Below are 23,037 nucleotides of genomic sequence, written 5' to 3'. Positions count from 1 at the left end.
TTTCCTCACCGTTCTCCCAGGTCGTCGCGTGTTTCACCCCTGTTGCACATCGTGCGCGAGGAGCGCGATGTGCACCGAGGCGGCCTGCTCGAAGTCGTCGAGGTCGACGCCGAGCCGGGTCTGTATCGCCTCCAGACGCCGGTAGAGCGCGGGCCGGGAGACATGATGGAGCTGTGCGGTACGGGACTTGTTGCGTCCCGTCGCCAGATACGTGCGCAGCACGGCGAGCAGATCGTCGTCCGCCGCGCGCAGCAGTCCGTCCAGCTCCCGTTCGGCGAAGGACTGCACATGCGGGTCGTCGCGCAGCAGCCGGACCAGCCCGCGCAGACGGACGTCCTTCAGGCGGACCACCGCAGGCAGTTCGAGCGCGTCCGAGGAGTCGGCCACGGCGTCCGCGACGTGCCGGGCCTCGCGCAGTCCCGCCGGTACGGCGTCCCAGTCGGGGCGGGCCGCGGCGGCGGCCACGACCGGTGCCGGGCCCTCCTGCCGCAGCCGGGCCGCGAAGTGCCGGGCGAGGGCGTCGGCGTCCTGGTCGCGGGCCAGACTGAGCAGGACGGCTGTCGTGCCGTCGGCGAGTCCGGCGACCAGTCCGGGCAGGCCGACCAGGCGCAGCACCCGGTCGAGCCGCTGCGGCCCCGCCCCGCGCACCACGAGCGGCACGAACGTGCGCCGGTTGACGGGGAGTCCGGCGGCGCGCGCCCGCGGCAGCAGCTGCCTCGCGGGGACGGCACCGCGGACCAGGTCGGTCAGCAGGCTCTGCGCGGACTGCTCCTCCCAGGAGGCCGCGGAGCCGCCGCCGAGCATGCGGTGCAGGACGAGGGCCTCGGCGGCGCGGTCGGCGAGGAGGCGTCCGGCGGCGGTGTCGCCGCGGAACCCGCACAGCACGATCCGGCCCCACCGCTCCCCGCGTCCGCCCAGTTCGGCGCGGATCCAGCCGTCGCCCTGCCGCCCGCCGGCCTGGCGGGCGATGCGCTCCCAGTCGCGCAGGACGTCGTCCACGGCCGGCCGCTCCCCCGCCGTGGCCAGCACGCGGTGCGCGAGGTTGGTGACGACGACGGGGCAGCCGCTGTGCTGGGCGACCTCGTCGAGAAGCGCCTGGAGGGGGGCGCCGCCCGTGATGAGGCCGGTGAGGGCGGTACGGACGGACTCGGACAGACTGACGGCGGCGAACTTGCGCCGTACCAGCCGGGACTGGACCTCCTCGGTCAGCTCGGCGAAGGGAAAGGGCCGGTGCAGTACGACCAGGGGCAGACCGCACCGCTCGGCCGTACGGCGCATCACGGCCGGCGGGGCCGGGAAGGCCCGGCCGAGTCCGAGGACGACGGCCGCGGCCTCCGCACGGTGCAGGGAGCGGATGTACTCGGCCTGCTTGTGCTCGTCCCCGGCGAGCAGCACGCCGGTGGTCAGGACCATCTCGCCGCCGCTGAGCATCACCCCGACGTCGGCGGCCTCGGCGACGTGCACCCAGCGCACGGGCCGGTCGAGGTGGTCCGCCCCGGCCACCACCTCGGGCTCCCCGGCGAGCACCCGTTCCAGACCGAGGACCTGACGGACCGACAGCGCGGGCTCCAGGGACTCCAGGGCGGTGGTCATGGCGGCGCTCCCTCGTTCACTCGGTGCTACCGGATGCTCCTCAGAGCGCTGTCGAGGATCGCGGCGCCCTCCTCGGCCTCCGCGACGGTCAGGGAGAGCGGTGGGGCGATCCGCAGGGCGCTGGTGCTGTGGCCGCCGCCCTTGCCGATCAGCAGGCCGCCCTCGCGGGCCGCCTCCAGCACGGCGGCCGCGGCCCCGGGGTCGGCCTCGTCGGTGCCGGGCCGGGTCAGCTCGACGCCGATCATCAGTCCGCGGCCGCGTACCTCCCGTACGGCCGGGACCTGCGCGGCGACGGCCCGCAACCGCTCGACGAGCAGTCCGCCGACCCGGCGGGCGTTGCCCTGGAGGTCGTGCTCCAGCAGGTAGTTGAGATTGGCGAGGCCGGCGGCCATGGTGACCTGGGTGCCGCCGAAGGTGGAGATGCTGTTGGCGTCCAGGCAGTTCATGATCTCGGAGCGGGCGATCACCCCGCCGACGGACATGCCGTTGCCGATGCCCTTGGCGAAGGTGACGATGTCCGGCGGGCCGGACCGTGCGTGCGCCTGCCAGCCCCAGAAGTGCTCGCCGGTGCGGCCCCAGCCGGTCTGCACCTCGTCGGCGATCCACAGCACGCCCTGCTCGGCGAGCACCTCGCGGAAGGCGGCGTAGAGGCCGTCGGGCGGTGAGGTGAAGCCGCCGACGCCCTGGATCGGCTCGGCGATCAGCGCGGCGGGCGGACGGGTGTGGCCGAGCAGGTCCTTGAGGTCCTCGACGCACGCGGCGACGAAGTCGCCGTCGGACAGAGCCGCGTACGGGCCCCGGGTGCGCACCCCGCCGTGGACGTACAGCGTCTGCAGCGGGGACAGCGTGGTCGGGGACCAGCCGCGGTTCCCGGTGATGCCGACCGCGCTGAAGGAGCGGCCGTGGTAGCTGTTGCGCATCGCCAGGACGGTGTTGCTGCGCCGGTACGTCGTGGCGAGCAGCAGGGCGGTGTCGTTGGCCTCGGTGCCGGAGGTGGTGAAGAACACCCGGGCGTCCGGGATGCCGCTCAACTGGGCGATGCGTTCGGCCAGTTCGACCATCGGCCGGTTGAGGTAGAGCGTGGAGGAGTGGATGATCCGCCCGGCCTGCTCGCTCACGGCCTTGGTGACCTCGGGCAGGGCGTGGGCGGTCATGGTGGTGAGGATGCCGCCGAAGAAGTCCAGGTAGCGGTTGCCGTCCGCGTCCCAGACGTACCGGCCCTCGCCGTGGGTGATCTCCAGCGGGTCCTCGTAGTAGAGGGCGAGCCAGTCGGGGAGCACGGCGCGGTGGCGGCCCAGCAGGTCGTCGGTCACGGCTGCACCAGCCCTTCGTAGGCGTCGGGCCGGCGGTCGCGGTAGAAGGCCCACTGCTGCCGGACCTCGTCGATCACGTCGAGGTCGAGGTCCCTGACGACGAGTTCCTCCTTGGTGTCGCTCGCGGTGTCGCCGACGAACTGTCCGCGCGGGTCGACGAAGTACGACGTGCCGTAGAAGTCGTTGTCGCCGTACTCCTCCCGGCCGACGCGGTTGATCGCGGCGACGAAGTACTCGTTGGCGACGGCGGCGGCGGGCTGTTCGAGGCGCCACAGGTACGACGACAGGCCGCGGTGGGTGGCGGAGGGGTTGTAGACGAGCTGGGCGCCGTTCAGGCCCAGCTGGCGCCAGCCCTCCGGGAAGTGGCGGTCGTAGCAGATGTAGACGCCGACCTTGCCCACGGCGGTGTCGAAGACGGGCCAGCCGAGGTTTCCGGGTTTGAAGTAGTACTTCTCCCAGAAGCCCTTCACCTGGGGGATGTGGTGCTTGCGGTACTTGCCGAGGTAGGTGCCGTCGGCGTCGATCACGGCCGCGGTGTTGTAGTAGAAACCGGACTGCTCGACCTCGAACACCGGCACGACCACGACCATGCCGGTCTCGCGGGCCAGGTCCTGCATACGGCGGGCGGTCGGGCCGTCGGGGACCGGCTCGGCCCAGCGGTAGTGCTCGGGTTCCTGGACCTGGCAGAAGTAGGGGCTGTTGAAGACCTCCTGGAAGCCGATGACCTTGGCTCCCTGCCGGGCCGCCTCGCGGGCGTGCTCCTCGTGTTTCGCCACCATGGACTCGGTGTCGCCGGTCCAGGTGGCCTGGACCAGAGCGGCACGGACGACGTTCGCCATGAGCTGCTCCTTCGACGGGACGTCAGCGCCTCTACGCCCGTAGAACAGGGCGTAGAGGGATGAACGTATGCCTACCCGAGGGCCTTGCCAAGACCATTGTCGTCAACCCGCGCGGTCGGCACCGTTTGCCACTCCCGTGGGTGAGTCGCGCGTGCGCGGGGCGGCGGGCCGGGTGCGCGCCGCCGGCCTTCCGGCCCGGCGCCCGCCCTCAGGCCGCGAGGCCGGCGACGCGCAGGGCGTGCAGCAGGTCCCGGTAGCGCGGGCCGGACACGCCCTCGGCGGCCTCCAGCAGCAGCGGCACCAGGGTGGGCGGGTCCTCGGCGGCGCTGCGGGCGGCCTCCTCGGGGGTTCGGACGCGGACGTAGGCGTCGAGCAGCGCGCGGACGTCGCGGTGCCGTCCGTCGGCCTCCAGCGCCACGACGGCCCGTCCGACCTCGCCGGCCGGCCGGACCACGCCCTGCCGCAGGATCTGCTGCCCGTCGGCGTCCCGGCCGGCCCCGGCCAGCGCGTCCGCCGCGTCGACCAGCCGGTCGGCGGGCAGCGAGGCCGCCTCCCACAGCAGGGTCGCCCAGTCCGCTCCGAGTCCGGCCCGCTCCAGCTCTCCGGCGAGCGCCGGCAGCCGGGCGGCGGGCCAGTGCGCGGCCTCGGCCAGCAGCGCGTGCGCCTCGCCGCTGCGGCCCTCGCCGCGCAGGTGCGCCAGCGTCCGGACGACCCCGGCGATCTCGGCCCGGGGCTCGCCGCCGCCGGCCCGGGCCTCGCCGCCCTCCGCCCGCGGCGGGGCGGCCGTGTGCCGCGGCTCCTGCGCGACCCCCGCGAACCTGGCTCCCCGGGGCGTACGCCTTCCGTTCCCGTCGCGCCCCGGCATCTCGGGCACCACCACCTCCGGCACGGCCCCTGCCCCCTCCTCCTCGCCCGCCCCGGCGAACCGGGCCCCGCCACGACGCCGCTTGCGCGGTCCGGGGACGGGGAGTTCCGGGGTCTCCGGACCGGAGGGCGCACGCCAGACCGCCCGCCCCGGCCGACCCCGGCCGGACTCGGGAACGCCGGAACCGGAAGGCATGCCCTCGGCCGCCTCCCACGACCGCGTCCCGCCCGGTTCGGACAGGCCGGAGCCGGAAGGCGTGCCCTCGTCTCCTCGTCCCGGCCGCATCCCGGCCTGCGCGGACGGGCCCGGGCCGGAGGGCGCGCTCCCGGTCGCCCGTCCCGGCTGTGCCCCGCCCGGGCCGGGCAGGGCGCCGGCCCCCTCCTCCGGCGCCCCGTCACCGCCTCTCGGGGTACGGCCGTCGTCGTCCCCCGGCGCCCGGCCGTACCCGGTCCGCGGGCCCCGGCCCCGGCCGCCCTGCGGGGTCCGGCCCTCGGGAAGCCGCGCGTACGGGGTGTCCGGGCCCCGGGCGAGGTCCAGCGCGGCCGTCCGGCGGCGCAGCTCCGCGCACCGGGCCGTCGCGCGGGCGTGGTCGTCATGGGCCCAGGCGAGGTCGACACGCAGGGACTCGGACCGCTCGCCCGTCGCCGTGGCGAGGGCGTGGGTGAGGGCGGCCACGCGTTCGGCGGCGTACTTCTGTTCGCGGAGCATCACGTCGAGACGGTCGCCCAGGGCCTCGCGGCCGCCGGGGAGACGGTCGTGGGCGATCAGCGCGGCCGCGTGCAGGGCGCGGGCCCGTTCCTCCTCCCCGGCCGCGGCGGCGGGGCCGTGCTCCGCGGCGACGTCCTGGAGCAGTGCCTCCACCACGTCCCAGGGCGGCACCTCACGCCCGTCGAGGCAGGCCCGCATGCCGTCGGGGTCGCGCTGCCAGAACACCCCGTACCAGCCACCGCCGTCGAGGCGGGCCAGCAGGCCGTCCAGGTAGTCCGCGAACTCCCGTACCTGATCCGGGAGTTGATCCACTGTCATCGTACGACCCCCGCTAGACCGGAGCATTCCGGGTCGCTAGCGAACACCAGCCGTGTTACGTCCCGGCTACAGGGAGTTTTCAACGGGGGCGCAGGGACCTCAGACCGGCACGAGCTCGCAGCTCACCACGAGTTCGTCCATCGACAGTCCGAGCACACGCGCCAGCGCGGCCACGGTGAAGAAGGCCGGCGTCGGCGCCCGCCCCGTCTCGATCTTGCGGAGCGTCTCGGCGGAGAGGCCGGCCTGCGCCGCCACCTCCGCCATGCTGCGGCCGCCGCGGGCCTCACGCAGCAGCCGGCCGAGGCGTTCGCCGCGTTCGCGTTCTTCCGGGGTCAGGGGGGTGCGCACCATGACACCATTCTAATACCGGTATAGTAATTGGCATGATGGAGCTCAAGACGGACTCTTCGATCGACGCGATGCACGCCGCCGGCCAGGTCGTCGCACGTGCCCTGACGGCCGTGCGGGAGGCCGCCGACGTGGGCGTCTCCCTGCTGGACCTGGACGAGGTGGCGCGCGGGGTGCTGCGGGAGAGCGGGGCGACCTCCCCCTTCCTCGGCTACCGGCCCTCCTTCGCCACGACCCCGTTCCCCGCGGTGATCTGCGCCTCGGTCAACGACGCGATCGTGCACGGCATCCCGACCGGCTACCGCCTGCGCGACGGCGACCTCCTCTCCGTCGACTGCGGCGCCCAACTCGACGGCTGGGCGGGCGACTCGGCGATCAGCTTCACGGTGGGCCACCCCCGCCCGGAGGACGTGCTGCTGATCGAGACCGCCGAGCGGGCCCTCGCCGCGGGGATCGAGGCCGCCGTCGTCGGCAACCGTGTCGGCGACATCGCGCACGCCGTCGGCTCGGTCTGCCGCGCGGCGGGCTACGGCGTCCCCCAGGGCTTCGGCGGCCACGGCATCGGGCGGCGGATGCACGAGGACCCGCCGGTCCCCAACGAGGGCCGCCCCGGCCGCGGTCCGCGGCTGCGGCACGGCATGGCCCTCGCCATCGAGCCGATGCTCATCGCCTCCGGCCGCGACGGCTACCACGAGGCCGGCGACGGCTGGACACTGCGCACGAACGACGGCTCCCGCGCGGCCCACGCGGAGCACTCGGTGGCGATCACCGACTCCGGACCACGGATCCTGACGGCCCGCTGACCCCACCGGCGCCCCTCGCCGCCGGCCCGACCGGCCCGCCGGCCCCACCGGTGCGCCCTCCACCACCGGTGCGCCCTCCACCGTCGGCCGCTGTCACCGCCCCGTCACCCCGCCGCCCACCCGTGTCGCCGCCCCGTGGGCCCCCGTCGGCCGCCCGTGCCGTCGGCTCCCGAACGCGTCCCCCGGCGCCGCCGGGCTGAAGGTGCCCCCGGTCCCCGTTCGTGCGAAGGTGTTCTACGAACGCGGCCAGGTGTAACCGGCTTTCGCCCGGGTTACCCGTTTCCGGCACGTCGATCAGCGAGGGCGACCCTGCCCGCGCAGGGACGCCGGATGGGAACGCCATGACCAGCGGATTCAGCGGACCGGAGGGGTACGACGCCTTCGGCGAGTTCCTCGCCCGCTTCTTCGGCGGACCCCGCCCCGGGCCCCGTCAGATCAACATCGGCCAGCTGCTCAGCCAGCCCGCGCGGGAGCTGGTGCGCGGTGCCGCCCAGTACGCGGCCGAGCACGGCAGCCGTGACCTGGACACCCAGCACCTGCTGCGCGCGGCACTGTCGGCCGAGCCGACACGGACCCTGCTGAGCCGGGCCGGAGCCGATCCCGACTCGCTGGCCTCGGAGATCGACGAACGCTCCGGCCCGGTCGTGCATCAGCCGGCCGAGGCCCCGCCGCCGACCTCGCTGTCGCTGACCCCGGCCGCCAAGCGCGCGCTGCTCGACGCCCACGAGCTGGCCCGCGCGCGGGGCGCCGGGTACATCGGCCCGGAGCACGTCCTCAGCGCGCTCGCCGCCAACCCCGACTCGGCCGCCGGGCACATCCTCAACGCGGCCCACTTCTCCCCCGGCCCCCTGCCGCCCGAGACCCCGGAGGCGACGGCGCCGCCGCGCGCCGAGGGACGGCCGGGCGGCACGACGCCGACCCTCGACAAGTACGGCCGTGACCTGACAGAACAGGCACGCCAGGGCCGGATCGACCCGGTGATCGGCCGGGACACGGAGATCGAGCAGACCGTCGAGGTGCTGTCCCGGCGGGGCAAGAACAACCCCGTGCTGATCGGCGACGCGGGCGTCGGCAAGACCGCCATCGTCGAGGGCCTCGCCCAGCGGATCGCCGACGGCGACGTGCCGGACATCCTGGCCGGCCGGCGGGTCGTGGCGCTGGACCTGACCGGCGTGGTGGCGGGCACCCGCTACCGGGGCGACTTCGAGGAGCGGCTGAACTCCATCGTCGAGGAGATCCGTGCCCACTCCGACCAGCTGATCGTCTTCATCGACGAGCTGCACACCGTCGTCGGCGCGGGCGGCGGCGGGGAGGGCGGCTCGATGGACGCGGGCAACATCCTCAAGCCCGCGCTGGCCCGCGGCGAGCTGCACGTGGTGGGCGCGACCACGCTGGAGGAGTTCCGGCGCATCGAGAAGGACGCGGCGCTCGCCCGCCGTTTCCAGCCGATCCTGGTGCCCGAGCCGAGCCCCGAGGACGCGCTGGAGATCCTGCGCGGCCTGCGCGACCGCTACGAGGCCCACCACCAGGTCCGCTACACCGACGAGGCGCTGGACGCGGCCGTGGAGCTGTCCGACCGCTATCTCACCGACCGCAGGCTGCCGGACAAGGCGATCGACCTGATCGACCAGGCGGGCGCCCGGGTCCGGCTCCGTTCCCGCACCAAGGGCACCGACGTACGGGCCATGGAACGCGAGGCCGAGCAGCTGACCCGGGACAAGGACCAGGCCGTCGCGGACGAGAGCTACGAGGAGGCCATGCGGCTGCGCGACCGGATCGGCGAGCTGAAGCGGCGGATCGACGAGGCCACCGGCAGCGAGGCGGCCGACGAGGGCCGGCATCTGGAGGTCACCGCGGAGGCCGTCGCCGAGGTCGTGTCCCGGCAGACCGGCATCCCGGTCAGCCGGCTCACCGAGGAGGAGAAGGACCGGCTGCTGGGCCTGGAGGAGCATCTGCACGAGCGGGTGATCGGCCAGGAGGAGGCCGTCCGGGTGGTCTCCGACGCGGTGCTGCGCTCACGGGCGGGCCTGGCCAGCCCCGACCGCCCCATCGGCAGCTTCCTCTTCCTCGGCCCGACCGGCGTCGGCAAGACCGAACTGGCACGGGCGCTGGCGGAGACGCTGTTCGGCAGCGAGGACCGTATGGTGCGCCTGGACATGAGCGAGTACCAGGAACGGCACACCGTCTCCCGGCTGGTGGGCGCCCCGCCCGGATACGTCGGTCACGAGGAGGCCGGGCAGCTCACCGAGGTCGTGCGCCGCCATCCGTACTCGCTGCTGCTCCTGGACGAGGTGGAGAAGGCCCACCCGGACGTCTTCAACATCCTGCTCCAGGTCCTCGACGACGGCCGGCTCACCGACTCCCAGGGGCGCACGGTCGACTTCACCAACACCGTGATCGTGATGACCAGCAACCTCGGCTCCGAGGCGATCACCCGGGGCGGCGGCGGCATCGGCTTCGGGCCGGGCGGCGAGGCCGACGAGGAGGCGCGTCGCGAGCGGATCCTGCGCCCGCTGCGCGACCACTTCCGGCCCGAGTTCCTCAACCGCATCGACGAGATCGTCGTCTTCCACCGGCTGACCTCCGAGCAGCTGCACCGGATCACCGATCTGCTGCTGGAGCGGACCCAGCGGCTGGTGAACGCGCAGGGCATCTCGGTCGCCTTCACCGACGCGGCCGTCGACTGGCTGTCCCGGCAGGGCTTCCAGCCCGAGTACGGCGCCCGCCCGCTGCGCCGCACCATCCAGCGCGAGGTCGACAACCGGCTGTCGCGGCTGCTGCTCGACGGCAAGGTCGCCGAGGGCGACCGGGTGACGGTGGACGTGGCGGACGGACACCTGGACTTCCGCACGGACCCGGACACCGCGCAGACGACGGCCGGCAGCGCCTAGCGCCGCGACCGGAGAGGTTCACCGGCTCGCGGCACCCGGCACGGGCCTCCCCCGGCCTTCGGCCGGGGGCACCCCCACGCCGCGTCGTCGCATCACCCGAGTGCATCCGGTACGCGGGCGATGCTCCGCCTTGCGATGCTCCCCCACTGCCCGAAAGGCGTGGGGGTACCCCCGGCACCGGACGCCGCGAGCCTTCCGGCAGACCTTTCCGGCCACAGCCCTGGCGCCGCGACCGGCGAGGGCCGGGTGCACGGGCACCCGGCCCGGAACCGGTCAGGGGGCCGGGGCGACCACCATCGCCGAGCCTCCGCCCCGGCGGGTCCGCTCCGCGGCGGCGAGCCACCTGCCGTCCGGCAGCCGCTGCACACCGGTCGCCGCGCCGATCTCCGGGTTGAGCCGGAAGCCGTGCCCGATCGCCTCCAGTTCGGCCCGCAACGGACTGTCGTACAGGCCGGGTTCGAGTTCGGTGGTGACCTGGTTGCGCTGGCTGGCCCGCGGCGCGGCGATGGCGTCGACGAGCGGCAGCCCGCGGTCGAGGAACCCGGTCAGGGTCTGGAGCACGGTGGTGACGATGGTGGCCCCGCCGGGCGAGCCGACCGCGACGACCGGCCGGTCGTGCCGGTCGAGCACGATGGTCGGCGAGATGGACGACCGCGGCCGCTTCCCGGGTCCGGGCAGGTTCGGGTCGTGCACGGCCGGGCTCGCGGGCGCGAAGGAGAAGTCCGTCAGCTCGTTGTTGAGCAGGAAGCCCCGGCCGGGGACGGTGATGCCGCTGCCGCCGGTCTGTTCGATGGTGAGGGTGTAGGCGACGACGTTGCCCCATTTGTCGGCGACCGTCAGATGGGTGGTGTTCTCGCCCTCGTACGTCGTCGGCGCCGCGGTGCCGGGGGAGGCGCAGTCGGCCGGGTGGCGCGGGTCGCCGGGCGCGAGCGGGCTGGTGAGGGCGGTGTCGTCCTTGATCAGGCACGCCCGCGAGTCGGCGTACCGCTGGGAGAGCAGTTCCCTCGCCGGTACGTCCTCGAAGGCGGGGTCGCCGACCCAGCGTCCGCGGTCGGCGAAGGCGATCCGGCTCGCCTCGATGAAGCGGTGCAGGTAGCGGGCCTCGCCCGCTTTCGAGAGGTCGGTGTTCTCCAGGATGTTGAGGGCCTCGCCGACCGTGGTGCCGCCCGAGGAGGAGGGGGCGATGGAGTAGACGCCGAGTCCCCGGTAGGTCGTCCTGGTCGGCGCCTGGACCTTGGCGCGGTAGGCCCTCAGATCCTCGGCGGTGAGCCTGCCCGGGCGGGCGTTCCAGCCGGAGGCCGGGTCCACGGGCGGGTGGTTGACCGTGTCGAGGACGTCACGGCCGAGGCGGCCGCGGTAGAGGGCGTCGACGCCCTTGCGGCCCAGCTCGGCGTAGGTGCGGGCGAGGTCGGGGTTCTTGAACGTGGAGCCCACGGCGGGAAGCTGTCCGCCGGGCAGGAACAGCCCGGCGGTGTCGGGGAAGGCGCGGAAGCGGGTCTCGTTGGCGGCGGTCTGCGCGCGGAAGGTGGCGTCGACGGCGAAGCCGTCACGGGCGAGGCGCTCGGCGGGCCGCAGCAGCGGCGCGAGCGGGCGGCTGCCCCACTTGTCCAGCGCCTTCTGCCAGGTGGCGGGTGTGCCCGGGACGCCGACGCCGAGGCCGCTGGTGACGGCCTCGGCGAAGGCGATCGGCCTGCCGTTCTCCAGGAACAGATCGGTTCCGGCACTCAGCGGGGCGGTCTCGCGGCCGTCGACGGTGTGCACGGTGCGGGACTTCGCGTCGTAGTGGACGAAGTAGCCGCCTCCGCCGATGCCCGCGGAGTAGGGCTCGGTGACCCCGAGCGCGGCGGCGGTGGCGACGGCCGCGTCGACCGCGTTGCCGCCCTTGCGCAGGATCTCGATGCCCGCCGCGGAGGCGTCCGCGTCGACGCTGGCGACCGCTCCTCCGTACCCGGTGGCGACGGGGACCTTCTGGGCCTCCGGGCGGGGGGTGCCCGGCGGCGCCGTCGCTCCCACCGACACGACGGCGGCCGAGACCGCCAGGACCGTCAGTTTCCGTGCGACAGGGCGACGCATCCGCACCTCCAGTCGGGGAGCCGTCCGCGCAGCCTAATCGACACTTCCGTCCCCGTCAGGACCGCGCCCGCGGGGCGGGGCGCGGTCCACCGAACGCGAGTTCGGCCGAAACCGCTAGCATGCGCGCCCATGAGTGACGACCTGCGCAACATCGTTCTGGGCGTGATCGCCGCCGGCCTCAGCGCGGCGCTCGGCTGGCTGGCCCGCACCTATCTGTGGCGCCGGAAGCTGCGCCGCAAGCAGGCGTTCTTCGGACTGCCCGACAACTCCGAGTCGCTGCTGGTGGTCAACCGCGGGGCGGCGGGTCCGGACCTGACGGTGATGCGCTACGACGTGTTCGCTCTGCTCGAACTGGCCGCGCTGATCAAGGACTGCAACGCCCACGCCCAGGTCGTGCCGCACGACACGGCCCGTCAGGGGTTCGGCGAGCGCACCGAGTTCTGCGTCGGCGGTCCGGCCTCCAACCGCCGTATGGCGGCGCATCTGTCCTCGCTGCTGCCGGGGGTGCGGGTGAACGTGGAAGCCGAGCCGACGCCGGACCGCGGCGCCTTCCAGATCGGTTCGGAGCGCTATCGCGCCGAAGCCGGCCGGACGGAGCACGTCCTGCTGGCCCGCCTGACGGTCAGTCAGAGCAACGGCGACCGGCCGGTCTTCCTCTTCTGCGGCCAGACCCCCATCACCAACCAGGCCGCCACCCGCTACCTCGCCCGCCACCACGAACGCCTCGCCCGCAAGCACGGCACGGGCTCGTTCGTCCTGCTGCTGAAGGTCGTCAACTCGGAGGCGTACGGGCCCGACGTGGTCGAACTGGTCGCGGACGTGAGCCGCGCGGCACAGGAGGAACTGCCGGCCCCGGCCCCGAGGTCGTCCCGCCGGGCCGGCTGAGCGGGCCTCAACAGGCCCGCGGGCAAAGATCGTTACTCGTACGTAACTTACCGACGGGTTACCCGTGGTATCCGGCCAAGGTTACCGTCAGGTCACTTTTGCACTGACACGAGTGAGGAGTGACCCGTGCGACCCCACCGCAAGGGACTGCTGCGCATCACCGCTGTCGGCGCCGTCTCCGCGACCCTGATCGCGGGCAGTGCCGTCTGTACCGCCCCCGCCGCCCAGGCGGCCCCGAACCCCGTCCGGTTCGTCGACATCACCGGTGACGGCGGCACCGTGCTGAAGGCCAACGTCGTCATGCCCGCGGGCGCGGACGGCAGCCGCCGCCACCCGCTCCTCGTGCTGCCCACCAGCTGGGGGCTGCCGCAGGCCGAGTACCTCGCCCCGGCCCAGAGGCTCGCCGACTCCGGCTACGTGGTCGTCACCTACAACGTGCGCGGCTTCTGGCAGTCGGGCGGCGAGATCGAGGTCGCCGGGCCGCCGGACCTGGCCGACGCCTCCCGGGTCATCGACTGGGCGCTCGCCCACACCCCCGCCGACCCCGGCCGCATCGGGATGGCCGGCGTCTCCTACGGCGCCGGGATCAGCCTGCTCGCGGCCGCGCACGACCCGCGCGTCAAGGCGGTGGCCGCGCTCAGCGGCTGGGCCGATCTGATCGACTCGATCTACTCCGGCCGGACCCAGCACGTCCAGGCCGGTGCCGTGCTCGACGGAGCCGGCATCGTCACCGGCAGGCCCGGCCCGGAACTCCGCAGCATCTTCAAGGACTTCTACGCCTCGAACCTGGAGAAGGAGCCGGAGCTGATCGCCTGGGGGAAGAAACGTTCCCCCGCGACCTACGTCGACCGTCTCAACAAGAACGGCACCGCGGTGATGCTCGCCAACGCCTGGGGCGACACCGTCTTCCCGCCCGGCCAGTACACCGACTTCTACGAGAGGCTGACGGGCCCCAAGCGGCTCCAGCTGCGACCCGGTGACCATGCCACCGCCGAGATGACGGGCCTGTTCGGGCTGCCCAACGACGTGTGGACCGACACGGGCCGCTGGTTCGACCACCACCTCAAGGGCGCCGGCAACGGGGTCGACCGCGAGCAGCCCGTCCGGCTGAAGCCCCGTACGGGCGGCGCCTACGAGGGCTATCCGGACTGGAAGTCGGTGGCCGCGACACACCGCAAGATCGCCCTCACCGGTACCAGGACCATCCGCGCGAACGTCGACTCGGGCGCCGACGGCGGCATCGTCTTCCTGTCCAGCATCCTCGACCAGGTCGCCCAGCTCCCGCCGATGGCGTACGTGCCCCTGCTCCCCCGGCGCTGGGCCGCCGTATGGCAGTCGGAGAGATACGCCACGGACCGGCACATCCGCGGCACGGCCCGGCTGCACACCACCCTGACGCCGACCGAGGAGAGCGGAACCCTCGTCGCACACCTGTACGACGTGGGCCCGCTCGGCCTCGGCAAGCTGGTCGGCCACGCCCCGTACACCTTCCACGGGCGCACCCCCGGGAAGCCGTTCGGTGTCGACCTGGAGGTGTTCTCCACGGCCTACGACGTCCCGGCAGGGCATCGGCTGGCCCTGGTGGTCGACACGGTCGACCCGCTCTACATCGAGCACAACCCGTCCGGCGCGCAGCTGACCTTCTCCTCGCCGGCGAGCGATCCGTCCTATCTGACGGTCCCGCTGCGCGAGCAGTGATCTCCGGCTGCCGCCGGCCGGGTATGGCTCTGTGTCTGCTGCCCCCCGCGGTCGAGGGGCCGTGGGGGGATTCCCCACCCGGCAGCAGCGTCCCTGGTCCGGCGGCGGCGACCGCGACCGCCTTCACCGAAGGGCCGAAGGTCCGATCGTAGTCGAGGACCGGCCCGGGGCAACGCCCGGTGCGCGTCATCCGGCACCGGGCGGGACGCGCGGACGTGAGGGAGCGCACACCGCCTCAGTGCTTGAGGATCTTCGAAAGGAAGTCCTTGGCGCGGTCGCTGCGCGGGGTGTCGAAGAACTCGTCCGGGCTGCGGTCCTCCACGATGCGGCCGTCCGCCATGAACACCACGCGGTTGGCGGCGGAGCGGGCGAAGCCCATCTCGTGCGTGACGACGACCATCGTCATACCGTCACGGGCCAGTTGCCGCATGACCTCCAGGACCTCGTTGATCATCTCGGGGTCGAGGGCGGAGGTGGGCTCGTCGAAGAGCAGCGCCTTGGGCTCCATGGCGAGGGCGCGGGCGATGGCCACGCGCTGCTGCTGGCCGCCGGAGAGCTGAGCGGGGTACTTGTCGGCCTGGTCGGCGACACCGACCCGGTCGAGCAGTTCGTGCGAACGTTTGTCGGCGTCCTCTTTCTTGCGCTTCCTGACCTTGATCTGACCGAGCGACACATTCTGCAGGACCGTCTTGTGCGCGAAGAGGTTGAAGGACTGGAAGACCATGCCGACATCGGCGCGCAGCGCCGCGAGCGCCTTGCCCTCCGCGGGCAGCGGCCGGCCGTCGAGGGTGATGGTGCCGGACTGGATCGGCTCCAGCCGGTTGATCGCTCTGCACAGGGTCGACTTGCCCGATCCCGACGGGCCGATGACCACCACCACCTCCCCCTTGCCGACCGTGAGGTCGACGTCCTGAAGGACATGCAGTTCCCCGTAGTACTTGTTGACTTCACGCAGCTCGATCAACGGATCGACGACCATGCTCAGCCCCACTCGCTTCCAGCTGTGTCGTGGCTGCCGCAACCTATCCACCGGCGAAGGGGGCCGACCGGCGACACGCACCTCCCGGGTATTAGCCGTATTACCCCACACCCGGCGCGTGCCGGCCGTTCACGCCTCCGCGACCTCCCCGTACAGCTGGGACAGCTCGGGTACGCCGCTGGCCGCCCACTCGTGCCCCGCCGTCACCACGTCGACCTCACGGCCCGAGGCCAGCCGCACCACCGGCCGCCCGTGGGGCCACAGGCCCCAGGCCGCGCCGGGCACGGTCCGCACGATCACCGTGCCCAGGTACAGCCCGGCGTCGTTGCCGAGCCAGGGCAGGACCTCCTCGTCGTCCCGCCAGCGCGGCACCAGCTGGTCCAGCGCCTCCAGCGAGGCCGCCGTGTCGTCGAGCCCCACCCCCGCCTCGGCCGCCTGGGAGCGCAGCAGCTCGCACTCGGACAGCAGCGCGGCGATCCCCTCGGGGTCGGGAGCGCCTCCGTCGGCGGAGAGCACCGCCGCACCGCTCTTCTTCTGCCGGTGGCCGAGAAAAGGGATGTTCATACCTCCAGCGTGGCATTCCCACCGCCATGGGCACCACAGGCGCGCGGGGCACCACTTCCGGGTGATTTCCCGCGGCCCGCACACGGTCGGATTGACGAACACGCAGCGTGTTCGTAGCTTCACTGTGCGCCGCTCCACCGTACAGCGGCCGGTTCGTCTCGTGAGGGAGAGGGAGGATCGGTTGGTACGCCGGAGCCGCCGGATCTCAGCCGCTGCCGTCCTCGTCATGGCCCTCTCGGCCGCGCCGACGACCGCACCGGACGCCACCGCCGATCAGCTCGCACAGCCGCTGGAGCAGCTGTTCGACAACACCGCCGTCAGCGACGACACGGCTCCGTCCGCCGCCGACTTCGACGGCTCGGGATCCTCGCTGTCGGCCCAGGACCTCGCCGCCGCGGGCTGGTCCCCCGGTGCCACCCTCACCGTGCAGGGCGCCGAACTGAGCTGGCCCCGCAAGGTGCCCGGCAGGCCGGACAACGTACGGGCCGCCGGACAGCCGGTGCATGTCACCGGCCGCGGGGACGCCCTCGCCTTCCTGGTCGCCGGAACGGGCGAGGACACCTCCGGCACCGGCACGGTCGCCTACGCCGACGGCACCACCACCGACTACCGCCTCACCGCCCCCGACTGGCGCACCGGCCCGCTCCCCACCAAGGCCGTCGCCCTGCCGCACATCAACACCCCCGGCGGCCAACTCGCTGAGCAGGCACGGCTGTACGTGCTGACCGTGCCGCTCGCGCCGGGCCGCGAGGTCGTCTCCGTACGCCTGCCGTACGCCGGTGACCTGCATGTCTTCGCCCTGTCGGTGCGGTCCGGGTCGCCGGGCTGGACCGGCACCTGGGCGGCCGGCACCTCCGGGCACCCGGCGGTGGGGCCGTGGACCGACGCCACCCTGCGGCTGGTGGTGCACACCTCGGCGGGCGGGCCCCGGGTGCGGCTGCGGTTCGACAACACCTTCGCGGGGGCACCGGTGCGGATCGGCTCCGCGACGGTCGCCGTACAGGCGGAGGGTGCCGGTGCCCGGACCGCTCCGGTGCCGGTGACCTTCCGGGGTGCCGCGGGCGTCTCGCTCCCCGCCGGCGCCCAGGCGTACAGTGATCCCGTCGACTTCGACGTGCCCGCCGACACCAATCTGCTGGTCAGCTTCCGGCTGGCCGGCACCGTGACCGCGCTGCCCGTGCACCGTCTCGCGATGCAGCGCTCCTACGTCAGCGGGCCCGGCGACCACACGGCCGACGTCTCGGGGGCGGCGTTCCCGGCGTCGATCACCTACTGGCCGCTGCTGACCGGTGTGGACGTCGGAGGCGGGCCGGGGTCCGTGGTGCTGCTCGGCGACTCGATCACCGACGGCGGCCGCTCCACCGCCGACACCAACCGGCGCTGGCCGGACGCCCTGTCCGACCTGCTGCGGTCGCGGTCCTCGGCTCTCCGCTACGGAGTGCTCAACCAGGGGATCTCGGCCAACCGCCTCGTCCTCGACATCTATCCCGGCGACGGGACCACCACGGTCCAGGGCGGGGTGAGCGCCCTCAACCGGCTCGACCGTGACGTGTTCGCCCAGACCTCGGTGCGTACGGTCGTCGTCTTCGAGGGCATCAACGACCTTCTGGCGGGCGTCGGCGCCGAGCAGGTGGCCGCCGGGCTGACCGAGGTCGCGGACCGCGCCCGCGCACGGGGGCTGCGGGTGCTCGCGGCGACGCTCCTGCCCTGCGGGGGCGAACCCCGCTGCACACCCGCCCTCCAGGCCGAGCGGGGCGAGCTGAACACCTGGCTGCGGGGCGGAGGCGGCGGGTTCGACGCGCTGCTCGACTTCGACGCCGTGCTGCGCGACCCCGCCGACCCCGGCCGGATGCTGCCGGCCTACGACAGCGGTGACCATCTGCACCCGGGGGACGCCGGGATGGCGGCCCTGGGGGGCTCGGTGGATCCGCTGCTGCTGTGACGCGAGCCCCGGAGGCGCCGCGCGGGCCGCCGCGGGGCGCGGACGCTACCGGACGTCCAGGTCCACGACCACCGGCGCGTGGTCCGAGGCGCCCTTGCCCTTGCGTTCCTCACGGTCCACGTAGGCGTCGGTGACGGCCTTGGCGAACGGCTCGTTGCCGTAGACCAGGTCGATGCGCATGCCCCGGTTCTTGGGGAAGCCGAGCTGGCGGTAGTCCCAGTAGGTGTACGGGTGGTCGTACTTCAGGGGCCGGGGCACCACGTCGGACAGGCCGGTCTCGCGCAGGGAGGCGAGGGCGGCACGCTCGGCGGGGGTGACATGGGTGAGGCCCTCGAAGGCGGCCACGTCGTAGACGTCGTCGTCCGTCGGCGCCACGTTGTAGTCGCCGAGGACCGCGAACGGGCGGTCGCCCGCGGCGTCGCCCGCGACGGTCGCCTTCAGGGCCTCGAACCACTGGAGCTTGTAGGCGTAGTGGGGGTGGTCCACCTCACGGCCGTTGGGCACGTACACCGACCAGATCCGCACCGGTCCGCAGGTCGCCGAGATCGCCCGGGGCTCGACCGAGCCGTCGTAGCCGGGGTCGCCCGGCAGACCCTTGACCACGTCCTCGATGCCGACGCGGGAGAGCACCGCCACGCCGTTCCACCTGCCGGTGGCGTGGACCGCCGACTCGTAGCCCAGCTCGCGCAGCTGGTCGGACGGGAACTGCTCCTCGGAGACCTTGGCCTCCTGGAGGCAGAGCACGTCGGTGCCGCTGCTCTCCAGCCAGGCCAGCAGCCTCGGCAGGCGGGCGGTGATCGAGTTCACGTTCCAGGTCGCGATGCGCATGTCCCACAACCTACCGGGCGGGTACGACAACGCCCGTCAGACGTCCGCGGAGGTCCCGGGCGCGAGCCGGAGGTGCTCGGCACCGCCGAGGGACCCGATCTGACGGTCGTAGATCGGGCGGGCCAGGTCGGTGAGCAGGGCGTCGTGGATGTCGTACGCCCGCTGCGGCCGGACCTCGCGGACGTAGTCGATGACCTCGGAGATCTTGTTCCAGGGCGCCATCACCGGGAGCATCAGCGTCTCCACCGCCCGGCCGGGCACGGTCAGCGCGTCGCCGGGGTGGAAGACCCGGCCGCCGTCGACCAGATAGCCGACGTTGGTGATGCGCGGGATGTCCGGGTGGATCACCGCGTGCAGTTCGCCGTGCACCTCCACCTCGAAGCCGGCCGCGGTGAAGGTGTCACCGTGCCCGACGGTGTGCACCCGGCCGGGGAACGCCGCGGAGATCTGGTCCGCGACCGACTTCAGCGTCCAGATCTCGGCGGCCGGGTTCGCCTCCAGCGCGGCCCGCAGCCGTCCCTCGTCGAAGTGGTCGGGGTGCTCGTGCGTGACGAGGAGGGCGTCCGCGCCGAGCGCCGCGTCCTCCTCGGTGAACCCGCCCGGGTCCAGGACCAGCGTGCGGCCCTCCTTCTCCAGGCGGACACAGGCGTGCGACATCTTGGTCAGCTTCATGACCACCATCCTCCCGCCCGGGCCCGGGGCCCGCTCACTCCTGGGGGGTGGTCTCCTCCCGGATGACCTGCTGGGCCACCCGGAACGCGCTGTTCGCGGCGGGCATCCCGCAGTAGACCGCCGCCTGCATCAGGACCTCCTTGATCTCCGGCGGGGTCAGGCCGTTGCGGAGCGCGGCGCGGGTGTGGACGGCCAGTTCCTCCAGGTGGCCGCCCGCGACGAGCGCGGTGAGGGCGACGCAGCTGCGTGCCCTGCGGTCCAGGCCCGGACGGTCCCAGATCTCGCCCCAGGTGTAACGGGTGAGGAAGTCCTGGAACTCGGCCGAGAAGTCGTCCGCGTACCCGAGGACGGTGTCGACGTGGGCGTCGCCGAGCACCTCGCGGCGGACCTTGAGCCCCACGTCGTACGCGTCCGCCCGGCCGTCCGCCTCCGGCTGTGCCGCGGGCGGGGCGATCTCGGCGATGGGCGCGACCTGCGGGGGCGCCACGGCGACCGGCTGGGCGGGGGCCGCCAGGACCGGCATCTGGCCGGTGGCGGAGTCGGGAGCGGGCTGCCACGCGGTGGAGAAGTGCCGCACCAGCAGGTCGGTGACGGCCGCGGGCTGCTCCACCGGCACCAGGTGCGAGGCGCCCGGGACGACGGCCAGGCGGGCGTCCGGGATCCCGGCGACGAGCGTACGCGCCTCCGCCGGGCCCGTGACCTGGTCCTCCGAGCCCACCAGCACCAGGGTCGGCACCCCGACCCGGGTCAGCTCCGGGCGCACGTCGAACGCGGCCAGCGCCTCGCAGGCCGCGATGTAGCAGCCGGGGTCGGTGGTGCGCACCATCTGCACCGCCCAGTCGGTGATCGCGGGCTGCGAGGCCGCGAACCCGGCGGTGAACCAGCGGTCGGGCGAGGTACGGGCGATGGGGTCGAGCCCGTTCGTCCGGACGATCACCCCGCGCTGGCGGAACTCGTCGGCCGTGCCGAACCGGGGCGAGGCCGCGATCAGCGCCAGCGAGGCGAGGCGCTCGGGGTGCCTCAGGGCCAGCTCGATGCCGACGGCGCCGCCGAGCGCGCAGCCCGCGTAGCCGAACCGCTGCACGCCGAGCCCGTCGAGCGTGGCGAGCAGCCGCCCGGTGATGTCGGCGACCGAGCCCGCCGGGTAGGCGGGGGCGCCGCCGTGCCCGGGCAGGTCGAACCGGAACACCCGCCACTGCCGCGTCAGTTCCGGAACCTGCCGATCCCACATGTGCCACGTCGTCCCGAGGGAGGGGGCCAGGATCAGGACGGGGGCGTCCTCGGGGCCGTCGAAGCGGTACTGCAGGGCAGGGGTATGCGTCTCACTCACTGCTCCACGCTAACCGCAGCCCCCGTCGGCCGGGGCGCGGGCCCCCTTCTCGCGCAAGGAGCTGTGTGCCGTCACCGGGGATCCTCACCTTCCGTTCATGACCGCGGGTGACGGATCGCTCGGACGTACGAAGGGTTCCTGTGCCGTGCCGGTGCCGGTGAGCGCGCCGACCGGGTCGTGGTCGGGGGTGCCGCGGGGCCACCAGTCGTCGGCGCCGGGTTCGGACTCGTAGGCGTACCACAGGCCGTCGCGGCCGAAGCGGAGCTGGACATGACCGCGGGGATGCGTGAGGCGGTTGCCGGTGGGACGGAAGGCGGGGAAGCCGGCAGCGAGGAGCAGGGGGCGGGCGCGGTCGAAGCGGCCGGCCGGCGGGTCCCAGGGCTCCTCCAGGACGGCGAGCGCCTCCGGGCCGCCCTGGCGCCAGGCGGCGACCGCGCGGGCCAGGTCGGCCGGGGTGCGGCCGGTCACGGAGGCGAGCGAGGCGTACAGGGCGCGGCCGGCGGCGGTCAGTCCGGAGCCGGGGCGGGCCGCGGCGAGCCGCACCGCGTCCTGCCACAGGGTCAGTTCACCGACCGGGTCGTGGCCGGTGGCGAGGAGGGCGTGGGCCCGGGCGGCGGCGTCGGTGGCCAGTTGGTCCAGCGCGAGGGGGTCCGGTCCGCCGGGTGCGGCCGGGTACGCGGGGGGCTGCTCGGGGTGCGCGAGGGGCGGCAACGGGGCGGGCAGCGGCGGCCGTTGACGCCGGGCCAGCACCTCGGTGGCGCGGACGCCGGGCGGTCCGGCCGGTTCCCGCTCCTGGGCGGCGCGGGCCGCGGCGGTGGCGTTGCGGCGGGACAGCGCGTCCAGCAGCGCGCGTTCGCCCCGGCCGCGCAGCAGAAGCAGCACGAACGGGTCGGCGTCGAGCAGCCGGGCCGTCTGGTAGCAGAGCGCCGCGGCGTGCTTGCAGGGGTGGCCGCGGTCGGGGCAGCTGCAGTGCGGCTCCAGCTCGCCCGGGCCGGGGAGCAGCGGCACCGCGCCGTCCGCGAGGGAGGGCGGCAGCTCCTTGTCGAGCAGCGCGGCGATGTGCGCGGGGCGCTCGGCGGCGGCGTCCAGGAACCGGTCCCAGTCGGTGTCCTCCAGCGTGCGCAGCCGTACCTGGACGCGGTAGGGGCGCGGGCGGCTGCCCTGGACGTAGGCCAGCACCAGCCCGGGGGTGACCGTGATGGCGTCCACGTGTCCCCCGGTCGCGTACCCCCTGCCCCGCACCAGCCGCCCGACGTCCAGCGCCCCTTCCTCCAGCGCGGCCACCCATGCGTTGCCCCACCAGGTCTCGGCGAGGGGGGCGTCCTCGGCGGGGCCGCCGCCGGGCGGTGCGGGGCGGGTGCGGTCGCGGTCGCGGTCTCGGAACGGGGGGAAGGTGCGGCGCAGGTCGGTGTCGCGGTGGGGGGCGGCCATGGACGGGGCGACGGGGTGCGGGGCGGTGGGGTGCGGGGCCTCCTGTGCGGGCACGGCGGGACCGGGCTCCGGGGCGTGCCCGGCCGTCGGCCCCTGCGCGAGCCCGGAGATCGGCCCCGGACCGAGCCCGGAAACCGGCTCCGGAACGGAACCGGGCCGACGGACGACCGCCGGATCCCGAGGAGAGACGGCCTCCTGCCCGAGCCCGGAAGCCGACTGCGGAACGGGCCCGGGCCGGCGGACGACCGTCAGGTCCCGGAGAGAACCAGCCCCCTGCCCAGCCCCGGAAGCCGACTCCGGAACAGGCCCGGAAACCGGATCCGGAACGGAACCAGGCCGGCGGACGACCGCCGGGTCCCGGAGAGAACCGGTCTCCTGCCCAGCCCCGGAAGCCGACCGCGGAACAGGCCCGGAAACCGGATCCGGAACGGAACCAGGCCGGCGGACGACCGCCGGGTCCCGGAGAGAACCGGTCTCCGGGGTGCCGCGTCGGCGGAGCGCGGCCGTGCGGGCGGGTGCCTCGCGCCGGGGCGGCTCGGTGTCCGGGCGGTCGTCCGTGGCCGGGGCGTCGGTCCGACACGCTTCGTCGCGGGCGGCCAGGGCGGCACGCAGCGCCGCGCGGGCCGCGTCGCCGGGCCGCGAGCCGGCCTGCGCGCCGTGTCCGCCGGTTCCGGTCGGCCCGGCCGGAGCGGAAGTCGTTGTGGGAGTCGCTGTGGGCGGTGTGCCGGCGGCCTCGGCCTCCGGTGCCGGTGTCCCGCGCCGCAGCGCCGCCCTGGCGGCGTCACCGGGACGGGGCGGGCCGCCCTCGGGCCGCACCCGGACCGCCGGGGTCCGCCGGAGCGGCTTCACGGCCTCCGGCTCGGGCGCCGCCCGGCCCCGCGCGGCCCGCAGGGCACGGCGGACCTCCTCGGCGGGGCGGGGCTGTGCACCGGACGAGTCGGGGGGCGTCCGCGGAGC

At 74.1% G+C, this 23,037-nt stretch carries 17 protein-coding genes; 5 read left to right on the top strand and 12 right to left on the bottom strand.

All coding sequences use genetic code 11. From position 1 onward, the window contains the following. Positions 1 to 33: 33 nt before the first annotated feature. The 5 genes from ACIQGV_RS02040 to ACIQGV_RS02020 all read right to left on the bottom strand — a co-directional run bounded on the left by ACIQGV_RS02040 (position 34) and on the right by ACIQGV_RS02020 (position 5,987). Positions 34 to 1,593 carry a PucR family transcriptional regulator gene (locus tag ACIQGV_RS02040; protein WP_402489071.1) on the bottom strand — a complete coding sequence of 520 codons (1,560 nt, stop codon included), beginning with the start codon at positions 1,591 to 1,593 and terminating at the stop codon, positions 34 to 36. Between the two features lie 26 nt (positions 1,594 to 1,619). After that, positions 1,620 to 2,906: an aspartate aminotransferase family protein gene (locus ACIQGV_RS02035; protein ID WP_402489068.1), complete on the bottom strand. Its 1,287-nt coding sequence runs from the start codon at positions 2,904 to 2,906 to the stop codon at positions 1,620 to 1,622. After that, positions 2,903 to 3,745: a nitrilase-related carbon-nitrogen hydrolase gene (locus ACIQGV_RS02030; RefSeq protein ID WP_402489065.1), complete on the bottom strand. Its 843-nt coding sequence runs from the start codon at positions 3,743 to 3,745 to the stop codon at positions 2,903 to 2,905. Before ACIQGV_RS02030 ends, ACIQGV_RS02035 begins: the two co-directional genes overlap by 4 nt. Before the next feature lie 208 nt (positions 3,746 to 3,953). After that, positions 3,954 to 5,636, bottom strand: coding sequence for a hypothetical protein (locus ACIQGV_RS02025; RefSeq protein ID WP_402489063.1), 1,683 nt, complete (start codon positions 5,634 to 5,636; stop codon positions 3,954 to 3,956). Between the two features lie 99 nt (positions 5,637 to 5,735). Then, on the bottom strand, positions 5,736 to 5,987 hold the full coding sequence (locus ACIQGV_RS02020; protein WP_402489060.1) for a helix-turn-helix domain-containing protein: 252 nt from the start codon (positions 5,985 to 5,987) through the stop codon (positions 5,736 to 5,738). Between the two features lie 32 nt (positions 5,988 to 6,019). On the opposite strand from ACIQGV_RS02020, the gene map reads away from it, so the two are divergent. Continuing rightward, the gene (map, locus tag ACIQGV_RS02015) at positions 6,020 to 6,787 is read left to right on the top strand and encodes a type I methionyl aminopeptidase (RefSeq protein ID WP_402489058.1); all 768 of its coding nucleotides are present in this window, start codon (positions 6,020 to 6,022) and stop codon (positions 6,785 to 6,787) included. A gap of 341 nt (positions 6,788 to 7,128) precedes the next feature. Beyond that, the gene (locus tag ACIQGV_RS02010; protein ID WP_402489055.1) at positions 7,129 to 9,678 is read left to right on the top strand and encodes an ATP-dependent Clp protease ATP-binding subunit; all 2,550 of its coding nucleotides are present in this window, start codon (positions 7,129 to 7,131) and stop codon (positions 9,676 to 9,678) included. A gap of 273 nt (positions 9,679 to 9,951) precedes the next feature. On the opposite strand, the gene ggt is transcribed toward ACIQGV_RS02010, so the two are convergent. Further along, a complete protein-coding gene (gene ggt, locus ACIQGV_RS02005) occupies positions 9,952 to 11,751 on the bottom strand; it encodes a gamma-glutamyltransferase (RefSeq protein WP_402489052.1) in 1,800 nt (599 codons plus the stop codon). Between the two features lie 129 nt (positions 11,752 to 11,880). Here ggt and ACIQGV_RS02000 point away from each other — a divergent pair, with 129 nt between their 5' ends. After that, positions 11,881 to 12,636: a hypothetical protein gene (locus ACIQGV_RS02000; protein WP_402489050.1), complete on the top strand. Its 756-nt coding sequence runs from the start codon at positions 11,881 to 11,883 to the stop codon at positions 12,634 to 12,636. Positions 12,637 to 12,762: 126 nt separating this feature from the next. Then, the gene (locus ACIQGV_RS01995) at positions 12,763 to 14,334 is read left to right on the top strand and encodes an alpha/beta fold hydrolase (protein WP_402489047.1); all 1,572 of its coding nucleotides are present in this window, start codon (positions 12,763 to 12,765) and stop codon (positions 14,332 to 14,334) included. A 235-nt stretch (positions 14,335 to 14,569) separates the two neighbouring features. Here ACIQGV_RS01995 and ACIQGV_RS01990 read toward each other — a convergent pair whose 3' ends face one another. Together ACIQGV_RS01990 and ACIQGV_RS01985 are read right to left on the bottom strand one after the other, a co-directional pair. Further along, positions 14,570 to 15,313 carry an amino acid ABC transporter ATP-binding protein gene (locus ACIQGV_RS01990; protein ID WP_402489044.1) on the bottom strand — a complete coding sequence of 248 codons (744 nt, stop codon included), beginning with the start codon at positions 15,311 to 15,313 and terminating at the stop codon, positions 14,570 to 14,572. A gap of 129 nt (positions 15,314 to 15,442) precedes the next feature. After that, a complete protein-coding gene (locus ACIQGV_RS01985) occupies positions 15,443 to 15,877 on the bottom strand; it encodes a DUF6278 family protein (protein ID WP_402489042.1) in 435 nt (144 codons plus the stop codon). A gap of 226 nt (positions 15,878 to 16,103) precedes the next feature. On the opposite strand from ACIQGV_RS01985, the gene ACIQGV_RS01980 reads away from it, so the two are divergent. Next, positions 16,104 to 17,819 carry a GDSL-type esterase/lipase family protein gene (locus tag ACIQGV_RS01980; protein ID WP_402489039.1) on the top strand — a complete coding sequence of 572 codons (1,716 nt, stop codon included), beginning with the start codon at positions 16,104 to 16,106 and terminating at the stop codon, positions 17,817 to 17,819. A gap of 45 nt (positions 17,820 to 17,864) precedes the next feature. On the opposite strand, the gene ACIQGV_RS01975 is transcribed toward ACIQGV_RS01980, so the two are convergent. From ACIQGV_RS01975 to ACIQGV_RS01960, 4 genes are all read right to left on the bottom strand, one after another. Further along, a complete protein-coding gene (locus ACIQGV_RS01975; protein ID WP_402489036.1) occupies positions 17,865 to 18,647 on the bottom strand; it encodes an exodeoxyribonuclease III in 783 nt (260 codons plus the stop codon). 36 nt (positions 18,648 to 18,683) lie between these two features. Then, on the bottom strand, positions 18,684 to 19,319 hold the full coding sequence (locus tag ACIQGV_RS01970; RefSeq protein WP_402489033.1) for an MBL fold metallo-hydrolase: 636 nt from the start codon (positions 19,317 to 19,319) through the stop codon (positions 18,684 to 18,686). A 34-nt stretch (positions 19,320 to 19,353) separates the two neighbouring features. After that, entirely contained in the window at positions 19,354 to 20,649 is a 1,296-nt protein-coding gene (locus ACIQGV_RS01965; RefSeq protein ID WP_402489030.1) for an alpha/beta fold hydrolase, read from the bottom strand. 84 nt (positions 20,650 to 20,733) lie between these two features. Continuing rightward, a complete protein-coding gene (locus tag ACIQGV_RS01960; RefSeq protein ID WP_402489498.1) occupies positions 20,734 to 22,896 on the bottom strand; it encodes an SWIM zinc finger family protein in 2,163 nt (720 codons plus the stop codon). Positions 22,897 to 23,037: the final 141 nt, after the last annotated feature.

Origin of the sequence: Streptomyces sp. NPDC093094 (assembly GCF_044754345.1) — a bacterium.
GTDB lineage: Bacteria > Actinomycetota > Actinomycetes > Streptomycetales > Streptomycetaceae > Streptomyces.
Note: the sequence above shows the minus strand (reverse complement) of the source record. Positions and strands in the feature narration are given on the sequence as shown.